This is a genomic window from Rhodococcus sp. KB6, from assembly GCF_001445685.1.
Classification (GTDB): Bacteria; Actinomycetota; Actinomycetes; order Mycobacteriales; family Mycobacteriaceae; genus Rhodococcus_F; species Rhodococcus_F qingshengii.
This window is the reverse complement of sequence record NZ_LNAK01000156.1, coordinates 81,690-97,576: the sequence shown is the minus strand read 5'-3', so window position 1 is coordinate 97,576 and position 15,887 is coordinate 81,690. Positions and strand designations below refer to the sequence as shown.

Sequence of the window (15,887 nt, the reverse complement as noted above, 5' to 3'; positions counted from 1 at the left end):
AGCATTGTCTGCATGACAGATTCCGTTGTCTTTGCTGCCCCTGCTCCTGCCCCCACTGCACCTGTTCCGCTGTCCCCGACAGCACGTACGACGCACAAGCGCGCCCGCCACCACGGCGTCGCAGAACGCGCGGCACTCGTCGACGTCTTGCAGTCCGCGAAGCTGTGCCACATGGGTGTGACCGTCGGCGGAGTTCCCATGGTGTTTCCCACCGCCTACGGGTTCGACCTCGACGGCCCCGACCGCGGCGGATCTATTTATGTTCACGGTTCAGTCGCTTCACGGAGCTTGGCTCCCGACAGCGAAATCTGCATCACCATCACGATCCTCGACGGGCTCGTGTTGGCTCGGTCGGGCTTCCACCACTCGATGAACTACCGCAGCGGCGTCATCATCGGATCACCTCGAGTCGTGACCGACGGCGACGAACGCGTGAAGGCTTTGAATCTGATCGTCGACCAGGTGGTTCCCGGACGTTCCCAACACTTGCGGGATCACACGCGCAAGGAAATGGTGGCAACCATCGTTCTTGCGCTGCCGTTGTACGAGGCTTCCGTCAAGGCTCGCACCGGCGGCCCCGGTGACGATGCCGCCGACATCGGTATCGAAACCGTTTGGGCTGGAGTAGTTCCCGCAGCTACGCACTTCGGTGAACCGATCCCGTCCGAGGATCTCGACTCCGGTGTCGCGCTGCCGGACCATATCTCGACGATGCTCTGACCGCACACGCCGTACACACCGGGGCATGGCTAAGCCCCGGTGTGTACGTATTCAGTTGCGCCCGTTCAGGCTGCTGTGGGTGGGCTGTTCCCGCCGATCGGCTGTTGATACGGGTCGATCGACATCGGTGGATAGAACACTGTCTTCCGATCCGGCTCGATCTCCACCCGCCATTCGGTGTGGTGCAGCGTCCGATGATGATGACCACACAACAAGACCAGATTATCGAGATCCGTTGGGCCACCATCGTTCCAATGAACAATATGGTGGGCATCGCACCACCCCGACGGTGTCCCGCACCCCGGAAACGCACACCCACCATCACGAACCGCCAACGCCCGCCGCTGCGGAACAGTCGCCGTTCTCGCTTCCTTACCGCAGTCGAGCGGAACACCATTCTCATCCAACAAAATTCGCGTCACGGTGCAGTCGCACGCCAACATCCGGGCGGTATCGATACTGATCGGGCCCACCCAATCCGTCCACGCGAACCCCAACTCCTCAGTGGACGGCAGGAGGTCTTTCAGAACTTTAAGGTCCGTCATATCTTTTGCCGACGCGGTCACCGTGATGTGCGGTTTCACCCCGCCCTCGATCGGACCCGACCCCGCCCGCTCGTACCGCCGCAACAACTCGCAGAACCCGTCCGCCCGCCGCAGCGCCGGCGTACGCGTGTCCTTGACACCGTCCTTCTCCGGCGTCGGCGCCGACAGACTCGACAACAACGTGATCAACCGGGCCCCGTTCACCGCATCCAAATCACCCTTCACCGACACACGCCCGTACAAACCTTTCGAGGCATAGAACTCGTTACGCTCCGAATCCTCACCCACCGGAACACCGTCCTCACGCTTGCCGTACTGCTTCTCGATCCGCCGGATCGCCGCCCGCACCGCATCACAATCCGCAATGTTCTTCGACGCCAAACCCAACAGGATCCCGCGAGCTTGTCCACATCCGCCAGGGTCATGTTCTTCGGCGGATGCTGACAAAACGACGCCACCTGACGGGCTTTCAACGCATCAACGTCACCACGATGAAACGCATCGCCCACAACCGGTTCGAGCATCAACAACCGCGCCAAGCCGACCAGCAGGCTGCACTCACCGATCTCCAGATTCGTCGACCCGTGCAACCACTGTGCGATCGCCCGAAAACCCTTCCCGCCGAGAACCTCCCGGGAAAACATCTCCACGATCAGCAACACCATCCGCGACTGCAATTCGTGCCGGGCGCGCACCAGATCCAGGACCTCACTCTTGAGGTCCTCGCTATCCAGTTGCCATGCATCCCGACTGTCCATGCCGAAAGTCTAATCGAACATAGTTTCGAATACAGGGGCGGATAACCGAAACTAGATGCTAATCAACAACTTTCGCATTCCAGGCGAAACGGGCAGGTTCTTGGGTCGCGGGAGTTGCCGCAACTCCGCCACCGATAAAGGGCCGGACAAGATCCAGCGGCAAGGGGAAGACAACGGTGGAGTTGTTCTCGCTACCGATCTCATGAAGTGTCTGCAGATATCGCAACTGCAGGGTGGTCGGATTGCGGCTGATCACCTCGGCCGCCTCGGCGAGCTTGGCCGAAGCCTGAAACTCGGCGTCGGCGTTGATGATCTTGGCTCGCCGCTCTCGTTCGGCCTCTGCTTGCCTGGCGATGGCGCGCTGCATGTTGGCCGGAATCTCGACGTCCTTGATCTCGACGGTCGTGACCTTGACGCCCCACGGTTCGGTCTGCTGGTCGATGACTTTCTGCAGATCCTCGTTGAGGCGTTCACGTTCGGATAGCAGCGAGTCCAGCTCAGCTTTACCGAGGATGGAGCGCAGTGTGGTCTGGGCGATCTGTGAGGTGGCGGCCAGAAAATCCTCGACTTCGACTATCGAACGGTCAGCGTCGACGACCCGAAAGTACGTGACGGCGGTGACCTTCACAGGAACGTTGTCGCGGGTAATCACTTCTTGGACCGGTATCTTCAGCGTGACGGTTCGCAGACTGACCCGCTCCATGCGATCGATCGCCGGCACCAGAATCACCAGACCAGGACCCTTCAAGGTGATCAGTCGACCGAGGCGGAACACCACCGCGCGCTCGTACTCGCGCAGAACTCTCACCGACATGCCCACAAGGACTGCAATCAGCACGACAAACACGGACAACACGACAAGCACGGTGGTCATAGCGGCAGCTCCCACGGTTCACGACGGCGCACTTTCAGAGTCAGGCCTCGAACCTGCTCTACGACGACGGATTCGCCCACGGCGGGCACAGAATCGTCGTACCCGAATTCCATTCGAGCACGCCATAATCCGCCGTCGAGCTCGACCTGACCCTGCGCACCGGTCCAACTGCGAACGGTCGCGTCCGAGCCGACAAGAGATTCCGTCCCCGTACGCACGGGAGCGCGGCGCGCGGTAAGCGCTTTTCGACTCGCTACCGCCACCACGCCCAGGCCGACTACCGCGACCCCCGCCGTCACCGGGATCGCGATCAATTGCCCGATACCGTCGGACGTGAAGAGCATCCACACGCCGGCACCGATCATGAGTGCTCCAAGCGCACCGAGCACCCCCGCGGTTGGGGCATGCGCCTCGACCACGATCAACAGGACGCCCAGCAACAGGGCAACGACACCGATCGTCGTCATCACTCGTCTCCACGCTCGCGAGGACGCGGTCACGTCGCGTAGCCATTGTGCGATCGCGCCCTCGACTTCAACGGTAATCACGTTCGGCCGGATCTGCCACAAGCGCTTTCACATCACGTCAGAGAAGGACCTCACCGATCTGTCGTGTAGTCACCTTGGCAAGATCCGCGAGGAACGGAATCCGTTCGTCGATCATCAGCTCGACCGGACCACGAAGCCCGAGAGCGTAACGCACAGTGCCAGATCCATCGATTATCGGAATTCCGATCGTTCGGAAATCCGGGGTCAACTCCTCGTCGTTGAATCCGTATCCTCGCTCACGAGTCAGTTCCAGTTCCCGGCGGATACCGGCGACATCGGTGATCGCACGCTGAGTGGTCGCTTCACGTGGCAGCGCAGCCAGCTCGGAATCGTCGACATCGGACCAAGCCAGAAAGGCTTTCCCCAGTGCGCTCGCATGCAAGGGAAGGCGGACACCCTGCAGCACGTGCCCGTCGGCCTCGCGCCACCGACTGAATCCGAGCAACACCACCTCACTTCCGCTTCGCACTGCCAGGGAAGCGGATGCTCCTGTCGTCGCGGCCAATTGCTCCAAATAGGGCTCGGACAGATAGATCCGATGCTGCCGGTAGGAGACCTGTCCGTAAGCCGCCAGCGCCGCGCCGATGCGATACCGACTGGTTGCGTCGTCCTTCTCGAGAAATCCCGCGTCGACGAGCGACTGCAGCAATCGATGCGTGGTGCTGACCGCAAGCTCTTGTCGCCGCGCAACTTCCGAGACTCCCAGTTCTTCGCCACTGCGAAAACATGTGAGCATGGTCAGGGCACGGGTTACCGTCTGAACTCCCGCGCCGCGTGCGTCCGTCACGAACGATCCTTTCGCTGTGGCCTGATCGACCTGAGAATCGGACGCTAACACGGACCCAGCAGTCCGGCCATCCTTTCCATCAGATGGAAAGGAACCGAACGTGGACCTGCAAAAGCCCAGATGAACAGACTTCCGATGTTGTCAAGATTTCCAATCTCCAGAAAACAAACGGGGGTAAAACGGACAAGCACCCAATAGCGTCATCGTCGTCAGTTCTGACGATTCAACGCCTGAAGGAGCCACATACATGTCCCGCTTCCGCCGACTGCCACGAGCTGCCGCTGCGCTCGCCATGATCCCGCTGGCCGGGTTGGCGGTGGCGTGTGGGTCTTCCGATTCCAACAGCGCCGCAGGCAATTCCAGCGCCGACTTCACGCTCAAAGTTTTCGATCCCGGAAACTCCGGTGCCATCGCCGTCGGCAAGCGTGACGGAACCTACGACGAGGCGCTGGCACCGCTGGGCGCGAAGATCGAATGGGTCAAGACCACACCGGGATTCAGCTCCAACCTCAAACTCTTCAACAGCGGTGAACTCGACATCCAAACCGGCGCATACAGTCCCGTCGTCGGCGCACTGTCCAAGGACGTGGGTGTCCGCATCTTCGCCACGTCCGACCCGTACAACAAGGACCAGGCCGGCATCATCGCCACTCCGGAGTCCGGCATCAAGACCGTCGCAGATCTGGCCGGCAAGCGCATTGCCGTCAACCCTGCAGGCAAGGGCGAGTACATCACGCTCAAGGCTCTGACACAGGCCGGAGTGCCGATCGATTCCGTCGAACGTGTTCCGCTGCAACAGGCTGACGCGGCGTCGGCGTTCTCCACCGGGCAGGTCGACGCGTGGGCATCGTTCCTGATTCCGTATCAGGAGGCCAAGGCCAAGGGCGCGGTCGAGATCGCAACCGAGGCGAGCATCGACTCCGTGGACAGCACCATCATCGCCGGCCGCACCGCAGTACTCGAAGCGCATCCCGAGGTAGTCCAGAAGTTCCTCGAGGTCACCCAGGAACTCACCGCGAAGCAGCAGGCCGACCCGGCAGCATTCGAGAACGTCTTCGAACAGACCGGTCCGCGCGCACTCTCCGGACAGCGACTCGACGACGCGATCACCCTGGGCGGCCAGATCACCAACTTCCGCTACCCGACTGCAGCCGACGCTACCGACCTCGAATCGATCTCCACGTTGTTCGCCGACAACAAGGTGATCCAGCAGCCGATCAAGGGCAGTGACGTGATCTTCGACCTCCAGGGTGCTGTGGCAGGTTCGGCAGCGGCAGCACCCACCACCGAGGGGAAGTGACCCGATGGTGACGCTGACCCGGCCCGCACGAACTGCGTCGCCGTCAGTGGAGCATCCGCAACTCGAAACGCCCCGCTACCGCCGCAATCGCAGCAGGCCCAAGTGGGTCTCGATCCCACTCCGCTTCCTCGTGCCCGCGCTGCTGGTTGCCGGATGGTGGATCGGATCCGCTACCGGACTGATCCGCGAAGAGGTCCTGGCCGGACCTCCGGCGGTGTGGACGGCATTCGCCGAGCTGTACCAGTCGGGTCAGTTGGTCGACTTCGGTCTCGCGTCGCTTCAACGTGCCGCACTCGGTGTTTCGGTCGGTGTGATCGTCGGATTGGTGCTCGGGGTTCTGTCCGGTCTCTCCTCGCTCGGCGAAGAACTGATCGACTCGACCATGCAGATCAACCGCGCGGTTCCGTTCCTCGCGCTCGTTCCGTTGTTCATCGCCTGGTTCGGTATCGACGAAACCTTCAAGGTAGTCCTGATCGCCGTCGCGACCGTCGCCCCCATGTACGCGTACACCTACCTGGGAGTGCGCGGAGTCGATCGCAAGATGGTGGAAGCGGCACAAGGTTTCGGCCTGACGGGTTGGCGACTGGTGTTCGGAGCAATTCTTCCGACCGCCCTCCCCGGTGTTCTGATGGGGCTTCGAATCTGCCTGTCGCTCAGCATCACCGGATTGATCGCCGCCGAGCAGGTCGGCACACGTGAGGGCATCGGATATCTGGTCACCCTGGCGCAGGAATACAACCGCACCGACTACATGGTTCTGTGCATCGTCATGTACGCGGCACTGGGACTCATCTTCGACGCAATCGTCAGACTGATCGAGCGGTACTCCATGCCGTGGCGGAGATTGTCGGTGGCGCGATGACGAATACAACCATCGGCTCGCTGCCATCCACCGAAGCACCTCTGCCGCCGTTGGCAGCCCGTGAGCGGACCGGCACCACCGCGGCCGAGCGACGTGCCGGATCACCGGTAGCGGTCTCGCTCACCGGAGTGCGTAAGTCGTTCGGTGACAAGACTGTTCTAGGTGGTATCGACCTCGAGATCACGCGCGGCGAGTTCGTCGTTCTCCTCGGCCCCAGCGGTACCGGCAAGACGACCCTGCTGCGAGTGCTTTCCGGTTTGGAAGCACCGGACAGCGGTGATGTGCTGGTCCCACGCGACCGCACGGTCGTCTACCAGGAACCGCGATTGATACCGTCGAAGCGAGTTCTGGCCAATGTCACAGTCGGACAGAAACGGTCACGTCAGGTGACCGACAATGCACGCAACGCACTCGCCGAGGTCAACCTCGCGGACAAGCACCGCGCCTGGCCGGCCACCCTCTCCGGCGGCGAGGCCCAACGCGTCGCATTGGCGCGCGCTCTCGTCCGTGAACCTGAACTGCTGCTACTCGACGAACCGTTCGCAGCCCTCGACGCTCTGACACGGCTCCAAATGCAAGACCTGGTAGGCGATCTGGTCGCCCGCCACCGTCCGGCAGTACTGCTCGTCACGCACGACGTCGACGAAGCCGTACGACTTGCCGACCGTGTGCTCATCCTCGACAAGGGCGGGTTTGCCGTGGACGTCGACATCGACCTGCCACGCCCCCGCGATCGGAACGATCCCGAATCTCTGCGCTACCGAGCGAGTTTCCTGAAGGAACTCGGCGTCGGTCGCACCTTCCCCGACGGACAGGACAGTCATGACATTGATCGCTGATTCCGCAATCGACACACTCTGGTACACCCGCTGCCCCGTTCCCACCGCCAGCGGCCTCGCCAACAGTCTCGGTTGGCTCGACCGGACGGCAAACGAATCCGGAGTGCGTTTCGGCGTACTGCAAGATGCCGGACCGGAATTGGCAGTGCGCCATTTCGATCACCACCTCTCCGGACTCATTCGCGAAGGCGGCAACGTCCCCGCACTGGCCGCGCGTGCCAGTGGTTCTCCGACGAGGCTCATCGGGCTCACCTGGATCGACGAGGCCCAGGCAATCCTGGTGCGCGGAGACTCCGACATCCGAGAAGCCGGTCTTCTGGCAGGCGCTCGGATCGGCATCCCGGCCTGGGCGGCAGATCAGGCCAGGAGCTTTCCTCGTGCCATGGCCCTGCACGGCTTCGCCTCCGCACTTCGACTCGGCGAGTTGAGTTTTGCCGACGTCACTCTCGTCGAGGTTGCGACGACGGCGGCCCCCGAGGTCCGCACCGCCTCGTCCACCCGCAACACGACGTGGGGCGTCGAATCCCTGCTACGCGGCGACGTCGACGCAATCTACGTCAAGGGCGCCCGAGCCCAGGAAGTTGCCCGCGAACACGGTCTCGCGGTGGCCGTCGATCTCGATTCCACTGCTTCCCTGCGTGATCGCGTCAACAACGGCACCCCACGACCGATCACGGTTCACGCCGATCTACTCGAACAGCGCCCGGACATCGTCGTGGGTTTCCTTGCCGAGAGCCTGAGAGCGGCGGACTGGGCCGCGGCCAACATCGACGAGGTCCGAGCCGTTCTGCAAACCGAAACACAGTCGGGGCCCGAAGGTGTGGTGGCAGCATACGGCGAGAACTTCCACACCGGACTGCATCTGAGCCTGTCTGACGAGCGTGTGGACCTGCTCGGGGTGCAGAAGCAATTCCTGTATGCGCACGGCTTCCTTGCCGCCGACTTCGACCTGCAGTCCTGGGTGGCGCACGAACCACTGGAACAGGCACGCAACCTTGTTGCGCAGAAGGGCACAGCAGAATGACGGACGTCTACTGGGAGCTGCCCTCGCGCGGTGACGGACGCCGGGCCGTGGCCGCGCTGAACAGTCGCGGCGGCTTCGGGCCACAGCGACCGACTACCGTCGCGACCGATGTTCGCCCCGGAAACTTCGGGCCCTTCGACGAATTGGCACAGATCGTTCTCGCAGCCGAACTGTCGGGCGTCGACGGCGTTGTCGCACCGTACGATCCGAATGGCGAAGAATCCTGGACCGTTGCTGCCGCCGCCCTACGTCAGACGCGTCATTCGCGAGTGGTCGTGGAGTTTCACCCCACTTTCGGCACCCCCGTCTACGCCGCCAAAATGTCGGCGACACTTCAGCGCCTGTCGGCAGGTCGTCTCGAATGGCGAGTGAAGGTAGAGACGGACCCCGAAGACGCCGCTGCTCGCGGCGACGTGGTTCGAGGAGCCGACCGCTACGCGCGCGCCGCGGAGTTCCTGACCGTCGCCCGTGGCGTATGGAACGAGGAGCAGATTCTCCCTGGCGGATTCGGCGGCACGGGTTACGACTTCGACGGCGAATACTACGACGTACTCGGCGGCGGATTCCGAGGCATCTTGTCGGGACTCCGTTTTCCCCGAGTACATCTGACCGGAGACTCACCGGAAGCTCTGGAACTCTCGGCCCACCATGCCGATGTCCATCAGTTCACCCTTGCCGGCGACGAGTTGTCGACACGGATCACCACCCTCGACGACCGAGCATCCGAACTCGGCAGGACCGTCGAGAAGGTCCTGCGCATCCCGATCATCGCGAGGGAAACAGCCGACGAAGCCTGGGCTCGCGTCGAACGGCAACTGAGAGAATCCGATTCCGCGGCACTCGAGATCGATCGTGGCGGCATCCTGTGGTCCGGATTCGACCGCATCGGCTACGAGCACAGTATCGGCCTCGTCGGAAGCTACGAGGAAGTGGCGCAGCGATTGTCGTCGTATCGCGATCTCGGCGTGGACGGTTTCGTCCTGTCCGGTCGGCCACACATCGAAGAGTTGCACCGGGCGGGCGAGCATCTCCTGCACCTGGTCGATCCCGAGGGTCGGATTCGCAAGGAAGAGAAGGCCACCACAGAAGAGAAGGCCACCGCATGAGCATCGATTTCTACTGGCGGATCGGGATGGAAGGCGACCACGCGTCGCTGCGTACTCCGCGTCGCTACAACCGCGGCGATGCCGGTGGATACGGGCCGGGCAACATTGCTCCCGCGATCCGCGGCGGCGAATTGGACGGATACAGCTACATCGACCACATGGCAGCGGTGGCAAAGGCTTCCGAGTCCGCAGGGTTCCTCGGTGGACTGCTGCCGTCTTTCCCGATGACCGAGGATCCGTGGGCGACCGCAGCAGCGTTGGCCGCCGAGACCACCACCTACCGTTTCATGGTTGCGTTCCAACCGGGGTTCCTTCACCCGGTACAGGCAGCGCGGATGTCGGCCAGTCTGCAGCGAGCAACCGGCGGACGTCTGGTTTACAACATCATCAGTGGTGGAGGCGGAGCGCCTCAGCTGTGGTGGGGCGACAAAGTCGACCACGACGATCGCTACACCAGGACGTCCGAATTCCTCGATGTCCTCAAGGGTGTGTGGGACGGCGAACCTTTCGACTTCGACGGTCGCTTCTTCCAAACCCACGGCGCCGCACTGCCAACCGGACTGGCCGGCCAACCGTTTCCCGAGGTGTACTTCTCCGGATCTTCGGCCGCAGCCGTCGCCGCCGCCGGACTGCACTCCGATTACTACCTTTCCTGGCTGGAGCCGTACGCCGATCTGAGAGCCAAGATCGACGGAGTGCGGGAGAACTCAGCCAAACTGGGACGCACGCCGAAATTCGCCGTACGCATCGACGTCGTAGCCCGGCACACCGAAGAAGCCGCGTGGGCCGAGATCGAGAAAGGCTGGGCCTTCGTCGACAAGGGGGCCGCCGACCGTGCAGCCCAGGGTGACTCGGTGGGCGCCGCCCGCATCAAAGGCTGGGTACCCGAACACATCACCGGCTACCGAGATCTGGAAGTGCAACCCAACGTGTGGTGCGGCTTCAGCCTCATCCGCGGCGGACCGGCGTTCGGACTGGTCGGCAGTTACGAGCAGGTCGCCGAAAGACTCGACGAGCTGCGCGAACTGGGCGTCGACGCCTTCATCCTCGCCGGTAACCCGCATCTCGAAGAGGCATACCGCGTCGGCGAAGAAGTTCTTCCCCTCCTGCAGCGCACCCCGATCACACCTTCTGGACTGGAGACTCGATGACCACCACCGAAACTCGACTCGACACCGAAACCGCAGCATTCGTCGAAGAAGCTCGCAAAGCAGCAGACAAGGCATTCGACGTCTTCCGCAAGACCGGAACGGTTGCAGCCAACGGGACCGTCAACTTCGTCGAACGAGTACCCGGCACCGAAATCGCGGTCGCCCTGAACGATCCGGGACCGTGGGCGAACGATCCGTCGGTGTCACCGGTTGTCGCCACCTTCGATGGAGAGGTGCTGTCCGGCAACGGATCGGCCGGATTTGTCACCGGCTACGCATCGGTCTTCCGTCAGCATCCGGAAATCACCAGCGTTGTCCACATCCACACACCGTGGCTCGGCGGTTGGGCACAGACACATCGGACGCTACCCATCCGCTATGCGGCTTCGCAGAGGCTGACGCTCTCCCGAGAGATTCCGCCGCACATCGATCGGTCCCGTTCTGCAGGCGATTTCATTCTCGAGCGTCTCGAACACGATCCCGATCTGGTGGCGATCTTCGAAGCCAACGGCGGGGTCAACGTCATCGGCCGCAGCGGGTTGCTCGACCTCGCGAAGTTCGTCGTCCTCCTCGAGGAAGGCGCCCAGTTCCAGGCGATCGCCGAATCCCTCGGCGGTTCGGTTGAATTCGATCCATCCAACCTCGTCGTGCAGTGGGGCCGTAGCGGACTCGCCGACGAGGCGCGTCGACGCGGCCTCATCTAGCCACCCCCATCACTGATTCAGAACAGGAAACCGTAGATCTCATGACCGTTCGCGTCGGATACTTCCCACACAACAATTCGCTGTTCGTACTGCGCCACACCGGATTCCTCGAACGCCGTCTCCCCGATGTCGAGTGGGTGGACCTGCGTGAGCTTCCCGCCAAGCCTGCAGTGAACCCGGAAAACGCCTTGCCGACCCTGCACTCGGACTGGCTGTTCGAGGAGGGCGGATACGACGTGATCGGAACCGGATTCACGCCGCCCGTCACCGGATTGGCCCAGGGCCGCGATCTCGTCTACATCGGAATCTCCGGCCCCCGCGTGGAGAACGGGCGCCTGGTAGTCAAGGCAGAGTCCGAGATCAACACGGTTGAGGACCTGCGTGGCAAGCGCGTCGGCATCGCGCACGGATCGTGGCAGACCACACTTTTGTTGTTCGCCTTGGATCAGGCGGGGCTGACCTGGTCCGACATCGTCCCTGTCGACACCGACGTACGCGGTGGTGGAGCGGACCTCGTCGACGGCACCATCGATGCCTGGGTTGGCGCGTACCCGGGGCTGACGGACATCGAAGCGAACCACGAACTGCGCACGCTGATCGCCACCGACGGACTCTTCAGCCACCCCTCACTGTGGTTCACCCGGCGCGATTTCGCGGATACCAACCCGGAGGCCCTCCAGGCGATCATCGAGGCCCTGCAGGAATCCGACGCCTGGATCGAAGCCAACCCCCGCGAAGCCGCCCAGGTCTTCGTCGACGACGTCGAGAAGCGTGGCGGGTCCGCGAGCCTCGATGCCTGGGAAGCTGCACTGCGCGGACGTCCTTTCGGTGTCAACCCTGTCACCGACGAGTTCCTGGACGAGCAGCAGCGCGCGGCCGATCTCCTGCTGAGCAACGGACTACTGCCGAAGGCAGTCACCGTCCGCGAAGCAGTCGTGCCGTGGATCAGCGAGTTCGTCGGTTCGGATCGTTCGTCGATCTGAGGACCCACTCCTGACAGATCCGCTTCACACGTGACAGATACCGAACGGTCTGCCATTGTGAAGGAATGCGGCGGCGCGTGGGTGAGAGTTGGTCCACGCGACCAGTCTCAGGGGTAACCCCTGGGTCGGCCAGAAGAATTGGATACTGCGTCCACCGGCGTTCGGCACGCTCCGCGTGCTTGCCGCCGCACCGGACAAAGGATTTGGTCACCCCGCCCCGTCGCATCCCGGAGTCGAATCATGCGTGACTTCGAGCTCGATCCCGAGTTGGCGCGTCGTCTGGCCGTTGCGGCCGCTGACGCTCCGTGGACCCTCAGCGGCCTCGAGGAGGCATTCGGAACCGTCTTCGACGTTTCCCCGACGCTCCTGGCCGTGCGCGTTCTCGACCTCATGCCCGCTCCACCGTTCGAACCGCAGACTCTGTATCGATTGCTTCGCGAACTACCTCGCCTGCGGCCTGTTCCTCTCTCACTGGACACCAATGAAACCTCGGTGTGGCGGTTCGACGTTCCCCGCTACAACACCAGTGTGGACCTGGCTCGTTCACTGGATCTGACGATCTCCGAACTCGAGTGGTTCGCCGACCGAGGGGAATGGCTCCGCACGAAACCCCGACCGCTACGCCACTACCGGCCGATGCAGATCAGCAAGAAGGCCGGCGCTCGCCTCCTCGAGGTACCGAAACCCCGATTGCGCGAAATTCAGCGGAAGATCCTGCGCCGCATCCTCGACCTGGTGCCCCCGCACGACGCGGCACACGGATTTGTCCGTGGTCGAAGCCCTCTGACTTTTGCAGCGCCGCACGCACAGTCGGAAATCGTGATCGGCGTCGACCTCGCGCAGTTCTTCCCCTCGATCAGCGGCAGCCGCGTTCACGCCGTCTTCACAGCCCTCGGCTATCCACCCGCAGTGGCAGGTGTTCTCACCGGATTGTGCACTGTTGCAACACCTGCCGATACCCTGCGCGGCCTTCCGTATGCACAGGCATCACAGCTACGCACCGCGCATCTTCCGCAAGGCGCGCCAACTTCGCCTGCACTGGCGAATCTCGTCGCACGCAAACTCGACATCCGCTTGAGTGGACTCGCACAAGCGAACTGGCTCACCTACACCCGATACGCCGACGACCTCGCGTTCTCTGGAATCGAAGTAGCCGACGTCGGCACCCTCCTCTGGACGGTCGAGCAGATCGCCAGGGACGAAGGGTTTGCCATCCATCCACGAAAGACCAAGGTGATGCGCCCTCATCGACGCCAACACCTCACCGGGCTGGTGATCAACGACCAACCCTCGTATCCGCGCGACGACTACGATCGCTTGCGCGCCCTGCTGCACAATGCCGCCAGCACTTCTGCGCAGGAACAGAATCGGGATGGCGTGGAGAACTTCCGCGCCCACATCTACGGCCGGATCGCGCACATCGGCGAAACCAGCACTACACGCCGACGCACATTGCTGCGCCTGGCTGAACGTGTGGATTGGGACGGTTAGTGCCCGCGAGCAGTCAGAACCGCGGGGTGTAGGCCATGCATTCGACTTCCATGTGCGCACCCAGTGCCAGTCCGTCTGTTCCGAACGCACTGCGGGCCGGCAGTCTCGACGCCGGGAAGTACTCGAGGTAGACCTTGTTGAACTCCTGCCAACGAGACATGTCGTCAAGCATGACAGTACATTTGAAGATTGCTTCGACGCCGGAACCGTAAGCGATCAGCGAAGCCACGATGTTCTCCATGGTCTGACGAGCCTGCGCTTCGAAGCCGTCGGCCAAAGTCCCGTCCGGGAGCATGCCGATCTGACCCGACAGATACAGAACGTCTCCGACGCGCACTCCGGTGGAGAACGGCGTATCGAAAGCGGGTGGGATGAACTCGACGGTCTGAGATGAATCCATTAGATCTCCTCGGAGTTAGAATATGCGTGACGAGTTGGCGTTTCAGCGCACTGGGCGCGCACGAACATCGGCCAGGAAGTGCGCCACCAACTCGTTCCACGCGTGTGGGTCCTCGAAATAAGGGGAGTGGCCGCGGTCGGCAAGTTCGACCACTTCGGCGTGGGGCAGGAACTCGGCGGCGCTGCGAATCCGCTCGGGTGTCATCAAATCGTCCAGCTCACCCGCGATCAGCAGAACCGGCGCCGTCACCGCGGCAAGATCGCTCGGCGAGTAGTTGTGGGCCTTGAGAATTCGGAAGAACTCGGTGTCAGGTGGGCGATGACCGAAGGTGCCGAGAGCTTGGTACAGGTATGCCCTCGCCATGTCCAAGCTCGGCAACCGTCCGCCCACAGCGGGATGCTCCCCCAGGGGCCGCGCGGTGACGGGTGCTGCGGTGAGGGGAGGTGCGCTGTCCGGACCGAATCCGACGGGAATGCCGCCGGTCGTGCAGGCCAGGACTACCGACTCCACCCGGTCCGGAACAGCGATCGCGGTCCCCAATGCGGCCCAACCGCCCATCGACTGGCCGACCACGTGCGCTCGATCAACCGCCAACAGGTCCATGATTTCGATCAGATCAGAGACTGCCGCTACCGGGCCGTGGTTGCCGTTCTCGTTGGTAGAGCGGCCGAATCCTCGCTGATCCCAGCTGATCACCCGATAGTGCTGAGCGAAGTAGGGCACCTGCTGGTACCAGACGGCCGCATTTCCGCCGAGACCGTGCGTGAGAATCAGATCCGGGCCCTCGCCGGCAGTCTCGTACCAGACCCGTTCGCCGTCTGCGACGGTGATGAAGCCCTCGGTCCTTGAAATCATCCTTGTTCTCCTGTGTCGGACGGGCGCTTGCCCGAAGTGTGGTCAGTGAGGAGTTGCTGCACTTCATCGGTGGCCCGCAGCAGGTGTTCTTCGACCATTCGCGTCGTTTTCGCATCGAAGTCGGTATCGAAACCGATCACCGTCAACGCACAGAGCGGAGACCCCTTGCGGGAAGACACTGCACGCGAGACCGAACCGATGATGTCCTGAGATCGTTTGTGGACAACGGCGAATCCGGTTTTCTGCGTCTCGGCGATGTCGGCGAGAAAGCCGGTGGGTCCTTCCAGTGGATAGCCACTCTTCTCCACCATCGCCAGGTAGGGCGCCCGGGTGTTGTCCTCGAGTGCCGCCACCAACGCGAGCGGACCCGCGAACCGGTGCGGCGGAAGCAGATCCCCGAGCATACGAGTGATCATCTTGAGTCGCTCGGGACGCAGCGCCGCGATGATCCGCGTCCCGCCGCTCTCGAGAACCTGCAGATTCACCATCATGTCCGTGCTCTCGGACAGCACCCGCATGGTCGGATCGCACAAGGCCGCCAACGAATGCGCTGCCGCTTCGTGGGAAACCTGCAGTGCAGCCGGGCCGGGGAGATAGCGACCGTCGTAGCGGAAGACCCAACCACGGTTCGCGAGTTCTCCGAGCACTCGGTGCGCAGTCGGGCGGAGCATCCCGACTTCTTCTGCCAGTTCGCTGAGCTTCATCGGCGTGGTCGAGCGCGCGATGGCCTCGAGTAGATCCAGCGCTTTGTCGACGGCGGACGCAGAACCCTTCGTCATCCGATCCCCTCCCGGTGCCGTGGATGTACCCGGCGATCCGAAATCTCGTGTTCTTGGAAAACCCTTGGCATTCGCCTAGGAAATTACTATAGTCACAACAATCGTTCCGGCGTACGGAATTCTTTGAGCGTCTTCACCTTCCCACCGGATTACCGGCAAGG

At 62.6% G+C, this 15,887-nt stretch carries 16 protein-coding genes and 1 pseudogene; 10 read left to right on the top strand and 7 right to left on the bottom strand.

The window, feature by feature from the left end; genetic code table 11:
* Nucleotides 1-12 precede the first annotated feature (12 nt).
* The gene (locus ASU23_RS30585; protein ID WP_007735513.1) at nucleotides 13-720 is read left to right on the top strand and encodes a pyridoxamine 5'-phosphate oxidase family protein; all 708 of its coding nucleotides are present in this window, start codon (nucleotides 13-15) and stop codon (nucleotides 718-720) included.
* 65 nt (nucleotides 721-785) lie between these two features.
* On the opposite strand, the pseudogene ASU23_RS30580 reads toward ASU23_RS30585, so the two are convergent.
* From ASU23_RS30580 to ASU23_RS30565, 4 genes and pseudogenes are all read right to left on the bottom strand, one after another.
* Nucleotides 786-2,023: pseudogene (locus ASU23_RS30580) on the bottom strand (DUF222 domain-containing protein).
* A gap of 58 nt (nucleotides 2,024-2,081) precedes the next feature.
* Nucleotides 2,082-2,897 (bottom strand): slipin family protein, encoded by an 816-nt coding sequence (locus tag ASU23_RS30575; protein WP_003946040.1) that lies wholly within the window; start codon nucleotides 2,895-2,897, stop codon nucleotides 2,082-2,084.
* A complete protein-coding gene (locus ASU23_RS30570; protein WP_007735511.1) occupies nucleotides 2,894-3,364 on the bottom strand; it encodes an NfeD family protein in 471 nt (156 codons plus the stop codon). The genes ASU23_RS30575 and ASU23_RS30570 overlap by 4 nt, the downstream gene beginning before the upstream one ends.
* Before the next feature lie 118 nt (nucleotides 3,365-3,482).
* Nucleotides 3,483-4,232 carry an IclR family transcriptional regulator gene (locus ASU23_RS30565; protein ID WP_058039380.1) on the bottom strand — a complete coding sequence of 250 codons (750 nt, stop codon included), beginning with the start codon at nucleotides 4,230-4,232 and terminating at the stop codon, nucleotides 3,483-3,485.
* 247 nt (nucleotides 4,233-4,479) lie between these two features.
* Here ASU23_RS30565 and ASU23_RS30560 point away from each other — a divergent pair, with 247 nt between their 5' ends.
* From ASU23_RS30560 to ASU23_RS30520, 9 genes are all read left to right on the top strand, one after another.
* Entirely contained in the window at nucleotides 4,480-5,532 is a 1,053-nt protein-coding gene (locus ASU23_RS30560; RefSeq protein ID WP_058039347.1) for an NrtA/SsuA/CpmA family ABC transporter substrate-binding protein, read from the top strand.
* A 4-nt stretch (nucleotides 5,533-5,536) separates the two neighbouring features.
* Complete coding sequence (locus ASU23_RS30555; protein WP_058039346.1) at nucleotides 5,537-6,394, top strand: ABC transporter permease; 858 nt, start codon at nucleotides 5,537-5,539, stop codon at nucleotides 6,392-6,394.
* Nucleotides 6,391-7,233: an ABC transporter ATP-binding protein gene (locus ASU23_RS30550; protein ID WP_030537943.1), complete on the top strand. Its 843-nt coding sequence runs from the start codon at nucleotides 6,391-6,393 to the stop codon at nucleotides 7,231-7,233. The genes ASU23_RS30555 and ASU23_RS30550 overlap by 4 nt, the downstream gene beginning before the upstream one ends.
* Nucleotides 7,217-8,257, top strand: coding sequence for an ABC transporter substrate-binding protein (locus ASU23_RS30545; protein ID WP_007735503.1), 1,041 nt, complete (start codon nucleotides 7,217-7,219; stop codon nucleotides 8,255-8,257). Before ASU23_RS30550 ends, ASU23_RS30545 begins: the two co-directional genes overlap by 17 nt.
* A complete protein-coding gene (locus ASU23_RS30540; RefSeq protein ID WP_058039345.1) occupies nucleotides 8,254-9,363 on the top strand; it encodes an LLM class flavin-dependent oxidoreductase in 1,110 nt (369 codons plus the stop codon). Before ASU23_RS30545 ends, ASU23_RS30540 begins: the two co-directional genes overlap by 4 nt.
* Nucleotides 9,360-10,514 carry an LLM class flavin-dependent oxidoreductase gene (locus ASU23_RS30535; RefSeq protein ID WP_007735501.1) on the top strand — a complete coding sequence of 385 codons (1,155 nt, stop codon included), beginning with the start codon at nucleotides 9,360-9,362 and terminating at the stop codon, nucleotides 10,512-10,514. Before ASU23_RS30540 ends, ASU23_RS30535 begins: the two co-directional genes overlap by 4 nt.
* Nucleotides 10,511-11,218: a class II aldolase/adducin family protein gene (locus ASU23_RS30530; RefSeq protein WP_054187225.1), complete on the top strand. Its 708-nt coding sequence runs from the start codon at nucleotides 10,511-10,513 to the stop codon at nucleotides 11,216-11,218. The genes ASU23_RS30535 and ASU23_RS30530 overlap by 4 nt, the downstream gene beginning before the upstream one ends.
* Nucleotides 11,219-11,259: 41 nt before the next feature.
* Nucleotides 11,260-12,201, top strand: coding sequence for an ABC transporter substrate-binding protein (locus ASU23_RS30525; RefSeq protein ID WP_054187226.1), 942 nt, complete (start codon nucleotides 11,260-11,262; stop codon nucleotides 12,199-12,201).
* A gap of 240 nt (nucleotides 12,202-12,441) precedes the next feature.
* Complete coding sequence (locus ASU23_RS30520) at nucleotides 12,442-13,692, top strand: reverse transcriptase family protein (RefSeq protein WP_082661502.1); 1,251 nt, start codon at nucleotides 12,442-12,444, stop codon at nucleotides 13,690-13,692.
* 13 nt (nucleotides 13,693-13,705) lie between these two features.
* Here the strand turns inward: ASU23_RS30520 and ASU23_RS30515 are convergent, their stop codons facing one another.
* From ASU23_RS30515 to ASU23_RS30505, 3 genes are read right to left on the bottom strand one after another with little or no spacing between them, the layout of a single operon-like run.
* Entirely contained in the window at nucleotides 13,706-14,092 is a 387-nt protein-coding gene (locus ASU23_RS30515) for a RidA family protein (RefSeq protein ID WP_050656904.1), read from the bottom strand.
* 42 nt (nucleotides 14,093-14,134) lie between these two features.
* On the bottom strand, nucleotides 14,135-14,947 hold the full coding sequence (locus ASU23_RS30510; RefSeq protein ID WP_050656903.1) for an alpha/beta fold hydrolase: 813 nt from the start codon (nucleotides 14,945-14,947) through the stop codon (nucleotides 14,135-14,137).
* Entirely contained in the window at nucleotides 14,944-15,726 is a 783-nt protein-coding gene (locus tag ASU23_RS30505; protein ID WP_003946023.1) for an IclR family transcriptional regulator, read from the bottom strand. Before ASU23_RS30505 ends, ASU23_RS30510 begins: the two co-directional genes overlap by 4 nt.
* Between the last annotated feature and the right edge of the window lie 161 nt (nucleotides 15,727-15,887).